The following is a 13,021-nucleotide window of genomic DNA, read 5'->3' on the forward strand; positions in this document are numbered from 1 at the left end:
GTGTGAACCAGCTTTTGGCTGTGCGACGATAATCCCCAATCGCATGGCGCGCAGGTTGTTGTTGAAGGAGGTTCCACGGTGGTCGCGGCGGATGACGCCTCGAACTTCGCTCGCAAGCTGGGCGTCCAACGAGACCAGGTTGTCCAGGAGTTCGGTTGGGACGAGGACACCGACGACGACATCCGCGCGGCGGTCGAGGAGGCCTGCGGCTCCGAGCTGCTCGATGAGGACACCGACGAGGTGGTCGACGTCGTGCTGCTGTGGTGGCGCGACGGCGACGGTGACCTGGTGGACACCCTGATGGACGCGATCAGCCCGCTGGCCGAGGACGGCGTGATCTGGGTGCTGACGCCCAAGACCGGTAAGCCCGGCCACGTGCTGCCGGCCGAGATCGCCGAAGCGGCTCCGACCGCCGGCCTGATGCCGACGTCGTCGGTCAACCTGGGGGACTGGAGCGCCAGCCGGCTGGTGCAACCGAAGTCGCGCGCCGGGAAGCGTTAATGCTGCCCGTCGGGACGACGGCCCCCGATTTCACGCTGCGTGACCAGAACCAGCAGCGCGTCACCCTGAGCAGCTATCGCGGCGACAAGAACGTGCTGCTGGTGTTCTTCCCGTTGGCGTTCACCGGGATCTGCCAGGGTGAGCTGGACTTGCTGCGGGATCACCTGCCCGAATTCGAAAACGACGAGAGTGTGGTGTTGGCGATCTCGGTGGGGCCACCGCCGACGCACAAGATCTGGTCCATCGAGAGCGGCTTCTTGTTTCCGGTGCTCTCGGACTTCTGGCCGCACGGCGAGGTCTGCCAGGCCTACGGCGTGTTCAACGACCACGGCGGCTATCCCAACCGCGGCACGTTCGTGGTCGACCGGTCCGGGATCATCCAGTTCGCCGAGATGAAAGAGCCCGGTGAGGCTCGTGATCAGCGGTTGTGGACCGAGGCGCTGGCCGCGTTGCGGGCCTGAGGGTTTGGGGTCCTGGCCGACGGGCGTGTAGCCTGCGTCCGGCGTGAAGGGCGCGTAGCTCAGTGGTAGAGCTCTGGTTTTACACACCAGCGGTCGGCGGTTCGATACCGTCCGCGCCCACCCAATCAGAGGTGCGGCTCACTTCCTGCCCACCGTCAATCCTCCAGCGCGTGCCCGATGCGTTGCATGACATGGGTGGTGGCGCGGTCGAGCACATCCGGCGCCAACTGCAGTCTGCCGACGACGTCGCCGTTCAACGCACCGGCCAGTCCGTGCATCGATGACCAAATGAACAGCGCGTCGAGGTCAACCTGATCTGAGCTCGACGTTGCGGGGCCGTGGATGCGACGCAAGGCTTGCCGTAGTACGTCAAATGCGTGAATCGCGTCACGCACCAACTCGGGGCCTTCGGCCGTTTCCGGCCAGGGGGTGGAGAACATCAGCCGATATTCCAATGGGTGCTGTTGGGCGTAGCTGAGGTAGCGGCGTCCCAGCGAGGCTAATTCGTCGCCGGGGTCATCGAAATGCTCTCGGGCGTCCAGATATTCGGCGAACCGTTGAAAGCAGCGGCGCATCACCTCGGCCAGCAGATGGTCGCGGCTGGGGTAATGCTTGTACGGCGCCTGATGAGAGACGCCGAGTTTGCGTGCCACCTCGCGCAAGCTCAGATTCTCCACACCGCGCTCTGCGATCACTTGCTGAGCCGCCACGATGTAGGCCTCACGGGCGCTGGCAGTGTTGTCTGACTGGCTGGCGGTCACGACCTAGATTAACGAGGCGGGCGCCGGCTGCGGCTTTTCTGCGTCGACCGCCATCGATTTCATCACCTGCGCCAACACCAGGACCTGAAGCGGTCGCGGCAGCAGCGACAGGGACCAGCCCAGTAGCTTCGCCAGCCCGCCCGGCCGGGTGGTGCTGCGATGACCCAGGGCGTTCAACGTCGCGCGGGCGACCACCGCGGGTTTCGTCGCGGCGGCGATGTGCATATTCGCGCGAGCCGCGAAACCGCTGTGCACCGGCCCGGGCGCGGACGAGATGACGTCGACGCCCCTGGGGGCGAATTCTCGGCTCAGGCCCTCGGCGAGGCTTTGAATGTAGGCTTTGGTGGCGGCGTAGTTGGCGGCTTGTGGAACGCCGGCGAAACCCAGCAACGAGCTCATGAGGACGATGCCACCGCGGCCCCGCTCGGCAAGCCGGCGCCCGTAGTGCCACGTCATCTCAAGTACTGCAGCGCAATTCACGGTCAACAGCTCGACTTCGGCAGTCAAAGGTGCGTCGATCAATCGCCCTGATGTCCCAAAGCCGGCCGCTGCCACGACGAGTCCTATATCGAGGTCGCTGGTTGCTGCGACCAGCCGGTCGACTGAGTGGGGTTGCGACAAGTCCAAAGGGACCACACGGCACGAAACATGTTGTTGCTCAACGATTTCAGCGGACAAGGCCTCCAGCATCGCCGCGCGGCGGGCCACCAGAACGACATTCAGACCTCGTGCCGCCAACTGAGTGACGAACTCGCGGCCGATGCCGTCGCTGGCGCCGGTCACAAGCGCCCACGGTCCATAGCGACGCGCAAACGCCGACGTCGTCGCAGTCGCTCTAGTCTGCATGGCTGCTCCCGTTTCCCGAGCCTGGTTGACACTGTCTACCAGAGTAGGCACCATGGTTGACACTGTCAACCAGCTCAGGATGGTGCGCATGCTGCCCGCGGTGCTGCCCTGCCGCCGCGTCCGCCGACATCGCCAGCGCAGGCCGCGTCCACCAATGTTCGTCCCGTTCAGCGTGATGTCGCGCGACCATTAGCATGGTTTTGAGTGGCCGTCGTGCCGGGTAGCCGGAAGGGCACCGTTACACAAAGGTGCAACATGTCATCTGAACATGCGCCGCCCCCGCCCAAGTCGGCGCCGGGATGGTACCCAGACCCTGCCGGGGTCGGCCATGGGTTGCAGCGGTACTTCGACGGCCGGCAGTGGACCAGCGAGTGGGCTTTCGCCGCGGAGCCGCTCAAGGACTCACCCGCGGACCCGTCGAAGAAGGACATCTCGAGAAAGGCGGCCCTGGCCGTGGCGGCACTCGTCGCGCTCGGTCTGCTCATCATCATCGGCAAAAGCTGGGGTTTCGACGATAGGAATGACAGCCAGGCGACGTCGTCGTCGAGCGGTCCGGGCGCGGCTGGACCGTCGACACTGACCGAGGCGATGCCACCGACCCCGATCGGCCCCAAGAAGCCAGACGGAGTGGCCTTCGCCATTTCTCGCGGCCCGGATGGCGACGTCGTCGACGCCCGATTCGCCATTCGGGACAATTACACCGAGACGATGATCAAAGACGGTGCGCGGCACGACACCATCGACATTCTCCGATACGCACGAGCGACCTACCCGGACGCTTCCGCCGTGAATGTTCAGGGCACCTTCCCGATGACCGATCCATACGGCAATACCGCAACTCACGTTGCCATCGACCTCACGTATTCGCGAGAAACGTTGAACAAGATCAACTTCGATGGCGTGAGCAAGAACAGCATCTGGGAGATTCGCGATTCCGGCTCTATTCTTCCTGCTTTTCAGCCCTAGCCGGGAAGCCCATGTCGAGGTGCGTTCCGGTCGCAGCGCTCGCCGGATGGGTGGTCACGGGAATGCTCGCCGACACGTTCATCGCCAAGAGGCACTTGCGTGCCAATGGCTCTGCCGGTTTGGTCGTCAATTCGGTCGAGGACACGCGCGAGCAGGACCTGCTGGCTAGCGATAGCGAGGGCAATGCGGTTGTGTTCTCCGAATACAACAACTACTTAGCAGGAGTGTCCGTGAAGTTCGTGCTGGCCGGCTACGGCACTCGCGGCGATGTCGAGCCATTCGCCGCGCTCGCTCGCGAGCTGCGCAGCCGGGGTCACGACGTGTGCCTGGCGGTCCCGCCCTGGATGCTCGGCTTCGTCGAGTCGACGGGGCTTGCCGCGGTCGCGTTCGGCACGAATCCGCCGCCGCTGGGCGGCGTGGACGACGTCGTGCGGCGCGTCACCCAGATCCTGGCGGACTGGAGCACGGGCTTCAAGGCGCTGGCGAATGGGGCCGACCTGCTGGTGACGGGCAAGGGCGAGCAACGCGTGGCCGCCAATGTCGCGGAATACTACGGAATCCCGCATGCGGCATTGCATTTCTTCCCTGGCGACCCCGCGATCCCGGGCGGCCTGATGGGGGAGCTGACCCAGCAGGCGCACAACGCTCAACGTCGCGATCTGAGCCTGCCCGACGTCGCCGCGCCCGCGCGAGAACCCTTGGAAATCCAGGCATATGACGAGTTCTGCTTTCCCGGGCTGGCCGCCGAATGGGCGCAACGGGGTAAGCGGCGGCCCTTCGTCGGGGCACTGACGATGGAGTTGCCGACGGACGCCGACGCGGAGGTGTTGTCGTGGATCGCCGCGGGAACGCCGCCGATCTACTTCGGGTTCGGCGGCGCCATGACGCTGCCCAATCCCGCCGAGACGGTGGCCGTGATCACCGCGGCGTGTGCGCAGTTGGGGGAGCGGGCGTTGATCGGTGGCGGGCCGCCCGGCATTGCACCTGCCGGTCACGTGAAGTTGGTGGACGCGGTGAATCATGCGGCGGTTTTCCCGGCCTGTCGGGCGGTCGTCCACCATGGCGGTGCCGGAACCACGGCCACTGCGATGCGCGCCGGCGTTCCGACGTTGATCCTGTGGCATGCCGGCGACGATCAACCGGTGTGGGCGGCGGCGGTCACCCGGCTGGGAGTCGGCTTCGGGCGCGAATTCTGGTCCACCACTCCGGATTTGCTGATCGCGGGGCTGCGCTCGATTCTCGCGCCGGACTGCGTTGCGCGGGCCCGCGAGCTAGCGACCACCACGACCGCACCCGCCGAAAGCGTTGCGCGGGCAGCCGATCTTCTCGAGGACGCCGCCGGTGCAGGACGGGGCGGCTAGGCCGCGACGACGGGTGAATGCGCGGTAGCCGTTCGGATAACGCGGCGTTCCGTTGTCGCTGCTTGCCTGGGTATGGCATTGTCTGGGAGCGTGAGCGAGGTACCCGGTTCTCAGAGCGCCAGTGCGGCCCACACGGCACCTGGCGTCGGGCCGCTGTCGGCGGCGAATCAACCGGCTACCAAGGCCGATCTGTACGCCGCCGTCGATGCCTTGCGCGCCGACATGCGCGAGCTGATGAACGAGGTCCGCAAGCTGATTCAGGAAGCGGATCGTCAGGTGACCGACGCCGAGCGCGCGACGGGCGACGATCGCGACGGTCTCGACGACGCGTGGTGATGGGTCTCCGTCGGCGGGATCGTCGCGCTGTGCCGGTGTTATAGCACCCTAACCAGCCGATTCGCCGCTCGAAAGACGTTCGTTCAGTTGATGTTTCACAATCGGCAAAACATCTTTCGCAGCTCGTACTCACAGTCAGCCAACGCCGAGCGCCGGCGGTACGATCTTGCTATGTCGTTGGCCAGCGGCAGTGCGATTGCCAGGCGCATCGTCCTGCGGCTGCTGGGATGCATTGAGATGGACGAAGTTCACTTCGCCCGTCATCTCCGTTTGCCCGGCGGCACATCGCTCAGAATACCGAGCACCGGCGACTTCGCCGGACGACGCCTACTGCCGATGTCTCCTGAGAGACGGATCCGGCGCCCGTCAACGACGACACCCGCAGGCGATCACACCTGCGGCCTAGGTGATTATCCGAAGTCCGTCGGGACGGGCTCTTGCAGAATGGAAGCCCTCTCATGTTAACCGGCACCTCCCGATTCAATGGCATCACCAGCTATGTCGGCATTCCGATTGCCGCCATCGCGTTGCTCGGCGGCGTTGCAATAGTGCGCGGCGGTGCAGCAGCGGCTGACCCAAACGACGACAAATTTCTGGCGCTTCTCGATGATGAAGGCGTCCCCGCCGTGGCAGGCGTGCCAAGCCTCGTCGAGACGGCTCACAAGGTTTGTCAGGCACTGGATAACGGCACGCCGGCGAACCGCGTTGTGGACACTCTGGTTGACAATGCCGTGAGCGATGATCCGTCCCAGAGCCAGATCGCCCGCGGCCCCCTCACACGCACCGAGGGGCGCTTCGTCATTGCAGCAGTCGGGGCCTACTGCCCATACGACAAGAGCAAACTCGCGGTCCTCATCACCCGTCCCAAAGCGGGATGGAATGAGCCGACCCGGCGGGCCGCCGACGGCATTCACCCGGCGGGTTTTCAGGTTCATGGCAGCGCGCCCGTCTCGCTGATCGGAATTGTTCGCCCCGCAGGGATCGCCGATCCGGACCCGCCGACGATTCCCGAACCACCGCCTTTGGCGCACCTCCAGGCACCACCGCCGCCGATCGCGGCACCGCCTCGACCACAGCAGCCGTTACCTCAACGTTTGCCTGCGCCTCCGCCACAGGAGCCACCGCCTCCGCAACAGTTGCCTGCGCCTCCGCAGCAGCTGCCGCCCGCGCCGCAGGAGCCGCCGCCTCCTCCGCAACAAGTGGCTCCGCCTCCGCCACAGGAACCGCCGCCGCCTCCTCCGCAACAGTTGCCGCCGCCCTCGCCGCCCGCGCCACCGCCTCCGCCGACTTCGCCACCGAAGGAGCCGGGGTTGATCAGGGTCGCACCTTGAGACCGGGCAGTGCCAACCCCGACCAGCAGCCCGCTCTATTCGCAGAGATCGTCGGCGGGCGGCCGCACCGCGACGGTGTGGAAGATCGGCAGCAGCTCCGCGACGTCCCCTTCCCAGGGCAGGGTCGCCAGCTGACGACGGCTGCGCCGCCCGCCGAAGACGCGTAGCGCCTCGAAATCGCTGAGCTCAACCGCGATTTGGCCGGGCGCCTTGGCGGGGTCGCCGAGCTGCGTGGTTCCCGTGGTCGGGGTCGTCAATTGCAGGCATGGAAGCGCATTGCGCCGGATGGTCCGGTCGATCATCGTCGTCAAGAATCCGACGGCCACGGCGAACGCCGGATCCGCTGTCCGAGAACCGGGTTCGGCGAGCGCGCCGCGGATGTCGTGTTCGTGGATGAGGGCATCGAAAACTGCTTGGGCACCAACGAGTTTCGGGCTCGCCGCCAAGAATTCGGTGACCGCCTCGGTCGCCGTCGCCCACAGGTCCAGCACCTCGTCGAGGCTGTGGCCGGCCAGACGGTCGAGCTGGGCCTGGGTCCATTCGTCGGTGCCCGCGTTGTCGAGGTTGGCCGCGACCGCGTCCTGGGCGATGCCGGCCAGGTGGCACACCGTCTGGCGAATCGACCACGCGGGGCAGGCCGGCACGGCGCGCTCGCACACGTCGGTGCGGCCCCGCAGCAGCGCATCGACGCGTCCCTGCACGAGGCGGTACGCCGCCGCGGCGTCGGCGCTGGAGCGCAGGTGGCGGTGCGCGCCGGTCGCGATCGCTTCGGCCATGGCGGACACGTTACACAAATATTAAGAGAACGGTAAGAGCGACGCGGCCGTGACCGCAGACGGGGCGGCTGCCGCCAGGTCCAACCCCGGCGGCACTATGAATGCGTGAAGCCGTTTCGAATCGACGTTCCCGACGACGTACTCGATGATCTGCGGTCGCGCCTCGCGCGGACTCGATGGCCGGAAGCCGAATGTGTGGACGACTGGAGTCAGGGCATTCCGCTGGCCTACACCCGCGAGCTGGCCGACTACTGGGCCAACGAATACGACTGGCGGCCTCGCGAGGCCGCGCTCAACCGCTTCGACCAGTTCGTCACCGATATCGACGGGCTGGACATTCATTTCATTCACCAGCGATCCCCGCACCCCGACGCCTTCCCGCTGGTGATCACGCATGGCTGGCCGGGCTCAATTGTGGAGTTCCACAAGGTGATTGAGCCGCTGACCAATCCGGCGTCCGGCCGTGCCGAAGACGCGTTTCATGTCGTGTGTCCGTCGCTGCCCGGCTACGGGTTTTCCGGCAAGCCCACCCGCACCGGGTGGGGCGTGGAGAAGATCGCGCAGGCCTGGGAGCAGCTGATGCGTCGCCTCGGCTACGACCGCTACGGCGCTCAGGGCGGCGATTGGGGTGCCGCCGTCACCACGCAGATCGGCCGAAACGGTGGCCATTGCGCGGGGATTCACCTGAACATGCCGATCGGCCGTCCGGGTAACCTCGACAATCCGACCGAGCAGGAGAAAGCCGCTCTGGCCGGGCTGGCCAACCACCGCAAGTGGGGCACCGGCTATTCCAAGCAGCAGTCCACCCGGCCGCAGACGCTCGGCTACGGTCTGGCCGACTCGCCCGTCGGGCAGCTGGCGTGGATCGTCGAGAAGTTCTGGGACTGGGCCGATTGCGACGGTCACCCCGAGAACGCGGTGAGCCGAGACGAGCTGCTCGACAACGTGATGGTGTACTGGGTGACCAACACCGCCGCGTCGTCGGCTCGGCTGTACTGGGAGAGCTTCAGCGTCTGGGGCGGGGGTGGCCGCGTCGAATTGCCCACCGGCGTAGCCGCTTTCCCGGGTGAGCTGCTGAAGTCACCCCGCAGCTGGTGCGAGCCGAACTACAACATCACGCACTGGACCGACATGCCGCGCGGCGGTCACTTCGCCGCGTTCGAACAACCCGAGCTGTTCGTCGAGGACCTGCGTGCGTTCTTCGGCACGGTTCGCTGAGCCCTCAGCCGTCCACGGTGCTCGAGTGTGCATTTCACGACGCAACACGCCGGGTGTGCGTCGTGGAGTTCACGCTCGGCGGGTGCGGGGCCCGCTGCGTCACCCCGGCGGCGCGAAGAACTCCAGCGCGATGCCGTCGGGGTCTCGAAAGCTCAACCCCGAGCCGTACGATTCGTCGACGATGCCGCCGTGCGCGATACCCAGCTCGTCGAGCCGGTCGACCCAGCTCTGCAACTCCGCACGGTTGGCGCAGCCGAAGCCGACATGGTCCAGGCCAACGCGGTGCTCGCTGAACTTCTCGTCGGGCGCCTGGTGATCGTGCTGATGGATGCCGAACACCGTGCCGTCGTGCAGCAGCCACACCTGATGACGAAATCCGGCGTCGGTGTGTTCGTCGAGCATGGGATCGGTGCCGAGAAGTCTGCGGTACCAAGGGCCGCTGACGCCGATGTCACGCACCGTGACCGCGACGTGGTTGAGGGCGGGGAAGGTCATGATTCGACTGTACGGGCGCGGCCCAGCATCGGGCCGCTGGCCGAGCCACCGTCGACGGCGTCGTCATCTAGACGATCCGCCAGCCGCGGCGGGCCCGAAATCGCATGTCCCACAGGTAAAGCTGATAGCCGAAGATCCACGCGCGGTGCGGGATGAACAGGTCGGCCAGCCGCAAGGCGGACAGCAGCCACTCGAACCGGCGCTGCTGACGTTGCGACCAGTCCAGCTGCATCATCGCCCGGAACTCCGGGGCCAAGAACCCCGTCGTCGCGAACAGGTTGAGCGGACCGGCCAGCATCCGCAGCGGCCACGGCAGAAACGCCATGGCGGCCACGCCGCGCAGATGCTCGCGCACCGGCGGGTCGATGCGCAGCGCGTCGAGCGAACGCTTCCAGTACTCGTCGAACGCGACGAGGTCCGGCGGCCACATCCGCTCGGGCACCTGCAACGTCGTGCCCAACCGTTTGGCGTCCTGATAGACCGCCTCGGCGCTGGCCTCGTCCAGTGGGCCATTGAGGAACTCGTGCTGATCGACGAAGTAGCGATACAGGCAGGCGGCCACCCACAGCTGCAGCGTGGGGTCGAACGCGTTGTAGGACACCGGGCTGACGGCCGTGGACCGCACCTGGCGGTGTGCGACGTCGACGGCGTCACGGATCAGCGCCCGGTCGGACTCGGTCCCGATGGTCGCCACCGCCAGGTAGGTGCCGGTGGTGCGGGCCCGCTTGAACGGGTGCTTGTAGACGTTGCCGCTGTCGACCGGGCTTTCCAGCACGCCGTAGCCGACCCCCGGCAGGGACAGCTGCATGATCACGTTCGCGGCGGGCAGCAGCGGCGCGGCCGCGTTGAGCAGGTCGGCGACCCGGGTCACGGGCTTCATACAGGCGAGTAGACCACGTCGACGGCCCAGACGTTAGGTCCCGCCCAAAGTGGGCAGAGCGCAATGATGCGACGCGCAAGGCGCATGTGAGACGCTGCCGAAGTGCGTGCGATGCGGACCCGGATCGTCGGCGTGCTGGTCGGCTGCCTGGCCGATCTCGCGCTGAGCGACCCGAAACGGGGCCATCCCGTCGCGGCATTCGGCGACGGGGCGGCCTGGCTGGAGCGGTTCACCTACCGCGACGCGAAGATCGCCGGCGTACTGCACGTCAGCCTCGCGGTCGGCACGGTGGGCCTGATCGGCACGGCGGTACAGCGGGCCACCGCGAACCGGAACCCGCTGTGGTCGATCGCCGCCACCGCCACCGCGACCTGGGTCGCGCTGGGCGGAACCTCGCTGGCGCGCACCGGCCTGGACATGGCGCAGCTGCTCGACCGCAATGACATCGAGGCCGCGCGGCGGCTGCTGCCGTCGCTGTGTGGGCGCGACCCGTCCCGGCTGGACGGCTCGGGGCTGACCCGCGCGGCGCTGGAGTCCGTCGCGGAGAACACCTCCGATGCGCAGGTGGCCCCGCTGCTGTGGGCGAGCGCGAGCGGGGTACCCGGTGTGCTGATGTACCGCGCGATCAACACCCTGGACGCGATGATCGGCCACCGCTCGCCGCGCTACATCCGATTCGGTTGGGCCGCAGCACGATTGGACGACGTGGCCAATTACGTCGCGGCCCGGATAACCGCGGGGCTGGTGGTGGCGTGCGCTCCACTGGTCGGCGGGTCGGCGTTGGGCGCGGCCGCGGCTTGGCACCGCGACGCGGTTCGCCATCCCAGCCCCAACGCCGGCGTCGTCGAGGCGGCTTTCGCGGGCGCGCTGGGTGTGCGGCTGGGCGGGCCCACGCAGTATCACCACGAGCTGCAGATCCGCCCGACCCTGGGCGACGGGCGTCAGCCCATCGCGGCCGATCTGCGCCGCGCGGTCGCGCTGTCGCGGGTTGTGCAGCTGGGGGCCGCGGCATTGCTGGCCGCGCTATCGAGTGCGCGCCCAGGGCGTTGAGTGCGCGCGGATGGCGGCCAGTGCGCGGCTAGGGCGCCCGCACCGCACACTCAACGGCGGCGGCCGTAGCGGTCGGCGAGTTTCTCCTCGACGGTCATCGGGGTTTCGGGCGCTTTCGCTTGCTTTTCCTGACGCCGGATCCGGATTTCGGAGTAGGCGAAATAGCCCAGCCCGATCGGGGCCAGGATGCCGAACGAAATCCACTGGATGCCGTAGGACAGGAACGGTCCGGCGTCGAGGTGCGGCACGCCGATCAAGCCGAGACCGCCCGGCTGGTCTTCGACCAGTTGCAGATACGACCCGGCCAGCGGCACCTTGGTCAGCACCGAGACCTGATCGGTGTTGATCGAATACACCTGCTGCACACCGTCTCTGGAGAAGGGCTCCTTGTCGGTAACGGCGGGCTCGGAGTCACGCAGCCGCGCCGTGATGGTCACCTTGTCCTGTGGCGGGCGGGGGATCGGCGGGACGTGCGAGCCGGGCTCGGGGCGCACGTAACCGCGGTCGACGAGCACCGTCGGCCCGTCGTCGACGACAAACGGGACCAGCACCTCGAAGGCCTGATCTCCCTCGACGACCCGCAAGCGGGCCAGCACCTGCACGTCGGGCAGGTAATGGCCGGTCGCGGTCACGCGTCGCCACTGCGCCGCCGACGCCGACGAATCCTGCTGCGGCAACAAGGTTTTCAACGGGACCGGGGCGGTGTTCAGCGAGTTCTCGATCTGGTGGTTTTCGCGTGAGGTGCGGGCGTTCTTGCCCAGCTGCCACGGCGCGAGCACCATGAAGCACAGGTAGGTGAACGCGATGACCACCAGGATCAGCGCTATCCAGCCGGGCCGGAGCAAAAATGCCAACCGTGCGAGAAAGTGACGCATCAACCGTGCCCGTTTTGCGCTAGCTGTTCGTCGACCCAGTCGTGTAGGCCGGGTAATGCGGCCTCGATGACGGCCAACACCTCTTCGAAGTCCGCGTGGTCGCCGTAGTAGGGATCCTCGACGTCGAGGGCATGGACGCCCGATCGCGGGTCGAACGAGCGCAGCATCCTGATCCGGTCGTTCTCGACACCGAGCTGCTGCAGCATCCGAAGATGGTTGCGGCCCAAGGCCACCACCAGGTCGGCACCCAGGTGGTCGTCGTCGACCTGCGCGGCGCGGTGAGCGGTGGAGTACCCGTGGGCCCGCAGCACCTTGGCCGCCCGCTCGTCGGCGCCACTGCCGACGTGCCAGTTTCCGGTACCCGCGCTGGTCACCCGCACCGCGTCGGCGAGACCGCGCTGCCGCAGCTGATCGGCGAACATCTTCTCGGCCATCGGCGAGCGGCAGATGTTGCCGCTGCAGACGAAAGTGACGTGCAATGCCTCAGACACCCAGCGCCCTCCGCAGATCGGAGATCGTCGCCGCGTGGGTAACTCCGGTTACGGCGTAGCCGTCGGCGAAGTCGGCCTTGCCATAGCCCCAGCCGACCACGACCGTGTCGATGCCGTGTGCGGCCGCCCCGTCGACGTCGTGGCTGCGATCACCGACCATCAGCACGCGCTCGGGCAGCGGCTGCAGCTGAGTGAGCGCATGGGCCAGCACCTCTTCCTTATTACGGCGCGTGCCGTCCGGGCACGCGCCCGCGATGACCTCGAAATGGTGATCGAGCGCGAAGTGGGCAAGGACGCGGCGTGCTGTCGGCTCCAGCTTGGAGGTGGCCACCGCCAGCCGCACGCCGGCTGCGCGCAGATCGGCCAGCAGCGGCTCGATCCCCTCGAACAGGCTGTTGTTCGACCAGCCCCGGGCGCCGTATTCGGCCCGGAACGCCGTGAACGCCGCGTCGGCGTCCTCGCCGAGCATCAGCTGGAACGTTTCGTCCATCGGCGGGCCGACGATCTGGGCCACCAGGTCACCCTCGGGCACCTTGGCGCCGACGTGCTCGAGTGCATGGGTGAAGCTGGCGACGATCCCCGCCGCGGAATCGGTCAGGGTGCCGTCGAGATCGAAGATCACCAACTGGGGGGCCTGGCCATCGGCCGAAACTGCACCTGTCACGCCACCATT

Annotated in this window: 17 protein-coding genes and 1 tRNA gene; 10 read left to right on the top strand and 8 right to left on the bottom strand. The window is 67.0% G+C overall.

The window, feature by feature from the left end:
• The first annotated feature begins 78 nt into the window (after positions 1-78).
• The 3 genes from SKC41_RS21695 to SKC41_RS21705 all read left to right on the top strand — a co-directional run bounded on the left by SKC41_RS21695 (position 79) and on the right by SKC41_RS21705 (position 1,082).
• The gene (locus SKC41_RS21695) at positions 79-501 is read left to right on the top strand and encodes a DUF3052 domain-containing protein (RefSeq protein WP_330979748.1); all 423 of its coding nucleotides are present in this window, start codon (positions 79-81) and stop codon (positions 499-501) included.
• Complete coding sequence (locus SKC41_RS21700; RefSeq protein WP_330979749.1) at positions 501-962, top strand: peroxiredoxin; 462 nt, start codon at positions 501-503, stop codon at positions 960-962. Before SKC41_RS21695 ends, SKC41_RS21700 begins: the two co-directional genes overlap by 1 nt.
• A gap of 48 nt (positions 963-1,010) precedes the next feature.
• Positions 1,011-1,082, top strand: a tRNA-Val gene (locus tag SKC41_RS21705).
• Between the two features lie 35 nt (positions 1,083-1,117).
• On the opposite strand, the gene SKC41_RS21710 is transcribed toward SKC41_RS21705, so the two are convergent.
• Together SKC41_RS21710 and SKC41_RS21715 are read right to left on the bottom strand one after the other, a co-directional pair.
• Positions 1,118-1,723 (bottom strand): TetR/AcrR family transcriptional regulator, encoded by a 606-nt coding sequence (locus tag SKC41_RS21710; protein ID WP_330979750.1) that lies wholly within the window; start codon positions 1,721-1,723, stop codon positions 1,118-1,120.
• 3 nt (positions 1,724-1,726) lie between these two features.
• Positions 1,727-2,569: an SDR family NAD(P)-dependent oxidoreductase gene (locus tag SKC41_RS21715; RefSeq protein ID WP_330979751.1), complete on the bottom strand. Its 843-nt coding sequence runs from the start codon at positions 2,567-2,569 to the stop codon at positions 1,727-1,729.
• Positions 2,570-2,621: 52 nt separating this feature from the next.
• Between SKC41_RS21715 and SKC41_RS21720 the strand changes: the two genes are divergently transcribed.
• The 5 genes from SKC41_RS21720 to SKC41_RS21740 all read left to right on the top strand — a co-directional run bounded on the left by SKC41_RS21720 (position 2,622) and on the right by SKC41_RS21740 (position 6,563).
• Positions 2,622-2,762 (top strand): hypothetical protein, encoded by a 141-nt coding sequence (locus SKC41_RS21720; protein WP_330979752.1) that lies wholly within the window; start codon positions 2,622-2,624, stop codon positions 2,760-2,762.
• Between the two features lie 62 nt (positions 2,763-2,824).
• On the top strand, positions 2,825-3,535 hold the full coding sequence (locus tag SKC41_RS21725; RefSeq protein ID WP_330979753.1) for a DUF2510 domain-containing protein: 711 nt from the start codon (positions 2,825-2,827) through the stop codon (positions 3,533-3,535).
• A gap of 230 nt (positions 3,536-3,765) precedes the next feature.
• The gene (locus SKC41_RS21730; RefSeq protein WP_330980078.1) at positions 3,766-4,896 is read left to right on the top strand and encodes a glycosyltransferase; all 1,131 of its coding nucleotides are present in this window, start codon (positions 3,766-3,768) and stop codon (positions 4,894-4,896) included.
• A 90-nt stretch (positions 4,897-4,986) separates the two neighbouring features.
• Positions 4,987-5,232, top strand: coding sequence for a hypothetical protein (locus tag SKC41_RS21735; protein WP_239720107.1), 246 nt, complete (start codon positions 4,987-4,989; stop codon positions 5,230-5,232).
• Between the two features lie 458 nt (positions 5,233-5,690).
• Positions 5,691-6,563 carry a DUF732 domain-containing protein gene (locus SKC41_RS21740; protein ID WP_330979754.1) on the top strand — a complete coding sequence of 291 codons (873 nt, stop codon included), beginning with the start codon at positions 5,691-5,693 and terminating at the stop codon, positions 6,561-6,563.
• 35 nt (positions 6,564-6,598) lie between these two features.
• Here the strand turns inward: SKC41_RS21740 and SKC41_RS21745 are convergent, their stop codons facing one another.
• A complete protein-coding gene (locus SKC41_RS21745) occupies positions 6,599-7,339 on the bottom strand; it encodes a maleylpyruvate isomerase N-terminal domain-containing protein (RefSeq protein ID WP_330979755.1) in 741 nt (246 codons plus the stop codon).
• A gap of 105 nt (positions 7,340-7,444) precedes the next feature.
• On the opposite strand from SKC41_RS21745, the gene SKC41_RS21750 reads away from it, so the two are divergent.
• A complete protein-coding gene (locus tag SKC41_RS21750) occupies positions 7,445-8,557 on the top strand; it encodes an epoxide hydrolase family protein (protein ID WP_330979756.1) in 1,113 nt (370 codons plus the stop codon).
• Positions 8,558-8,656: 99 nt separating this feature from the next.
• On the opposite strand, the gene SKC41_RS21755 is transcribed toward SKC41_RS21750, so the two are convergent.
• Positions 8,657-9,052: a VOC family protein gene (locus SKC41_RS21755; RefSeq protein WP_330979757.1), complete on the bottom strand. Its 396-nt coding sequence runs from the start codon at positions 9,050-9,052 to the stop codon at positions 8,657-8,659.
• Positions 9,053-9,119: 67 nt separating this feature from the next.
• Positions 9,120-9,932, bottom strand: a complete 813-nt coding sequence (locus SKC41_RS21760) for an oxygenase MpaB family protein (RefSeq protein WP_330979758.1) — start codon at positions 9,930-9,932, stop codon at positions 9,120-9,122.
• A gap of 111 nt (positions 9,933-10,043) precedes the next feature.
• On the opposite strand from SKC41_RS21760, the gene SKC41_RS21765 reads away from it, so the two are divergent.
• On the top strand, positions 10,044-10,982 hold the full coding sequence (locus tag SKC41_RS21765) for a cobalamin biosynthesis protein (protein WP_330980079.1): 939 nt from the start codon (positions 10,044-10,046) through the stop codon (positions 10,980-10,982).
• Between the two features lie 50 nt (positions 10,983-11,032).
• On the opposite strand, the gene SKC41_RS21770 is transcribed toward SKC41_RS21765, so the two are convergent.
• The 3 genes from SKC41_RS21770 to SKC41_RS21780 are packed head-to-tail and all read right to left on the bottom strand — an operon-like array spanning position 11,033 to position 13,012.
• The gene (locus SKC41_RS21770; protein ID WP_330979759.1) at positions 11,033-11,857 is read right to left on the bottom strand and encodes an SURF1 family cytochrome oxidase biogenesis protein; all 825 of its coding nucleotides are present in this window, start codon (positions 11,855-11,857) and stop codon (positions 11,033-11,035) included.
• Complete coding sequence (locus tag SKC41_RS21775) at positions 11,857-12,348, bottom strand: low molecular weight protein-tyrosine-phosphatase (RefSeq protein ID WP_330979760.1); 492 nt, start codon at positions 12,346-12,348, stop codon at positions 11,857-11,859. Before SKC41_RS21775 ends, SKC41_RS21770 begins: the two co-directional genes overlap by 1 nt.
• Positions 12,341-13,012 carry an HAD-IA family hydrolase gene (locus SKC41_RS21780; RefSeq protein WP_330979761.1) on the bottom strand — a complete coding sequence of 224 codons (672 nt, stop codon included), beginning with the start codon at positions 13,010-13,012 and terminating at the stop codon, positions 12,341-12,343. Before SKC41_RS21780 ends, SKC41_RS21775 begins: the two co-directional genes overlap by 8 nt.
• Positions 13,013-13,021: the final 9 nt, after the last annotated feature.

This window comes from Mycobacterium sp. 050128 (assembly GCF_036409155.1).
Classification (GTDB): domain Bacteria; phylum Actinomycetota; class Actinomycetes; order Mycobacteriales; family Mycobacteriaceae; genus Mycobacterium.

Excerpts from the sequence above, each read along its gene's own strand:
- SKC41_RS21725 (WP_330979753.1), top strand. The coding sequence starts at position 2,825 with ATGTCATCTGAACATGCGCCGCCCCCGCCCAAGTCGGCGCCGGGATGG.
- SKC41_RS21715 (WP_330979751.1), bottom strand. The coding sequence starts at position 2,569 with ATGCAGACTAGAGCGACTGCGACGACGTCGGCGTTTGCGCGTCGCTAT.
- SKC41_RS21760 (WP_330979758.1), bottom strand. The coding sequence starts at position 9,932 with ATGAAGCCCGTGACCCGGGTCGCCGACCTGCTCAACGCGGCCGCGCCG.
- SKC41_RS21770 (WP_330979759.1), bottom strand. The coding sequence starts at position 11,857 with ATGCGTCACTTTCTCGCACGGTTGGCATTTTTGCTCCGGCCCGGCTGG.
- SKC41_RS21720 (WP_330979752.1), top strand. The coding sequence starts at position 2,622 with ATGGTTGACACTGTCAACCAGCTCAGGATGGTGCGCATGCTGCCCGCG.
- SKC41_RS21700 (WP_330979749.1), top strand. The coding sequence starts at position 501 with ATGCTGCCCGTCGGGACGACGGCCCCCGATTTCACGCTGCGTGACCAG.
- SKC41_RS21765 (WP_330980079.1), top strand. The coding sequence starts at position 10,044 with ATGCGGACCCGGATCGTCGGCGTGCTGGTCGGCTGCCTGGCCGATCTC.
- SKC41_RS21745 (WP_330979755.1), bottom strand. The coding sequence starts at position 7,339 with ATGGCCGAAGCGATCGCGACCGGCGCGCACCGCCACCTGCGCTCCAGC.
- SKC41_RS21755 (WP_330979757.1), bottom strand. The coding sequence starts at position 9,052 with ATGACCTTCCCCGCCCTCAACCACGTCGCGGTCACGGTGCGTGACATC.
- SKC41_RS21740 (WP_330979754.1), top strand. The coding sequence starts at position 5,691 with ATGTTAACCGGCACCTCCCGATTCAATGGCATCACCAGCTATGTCGGC.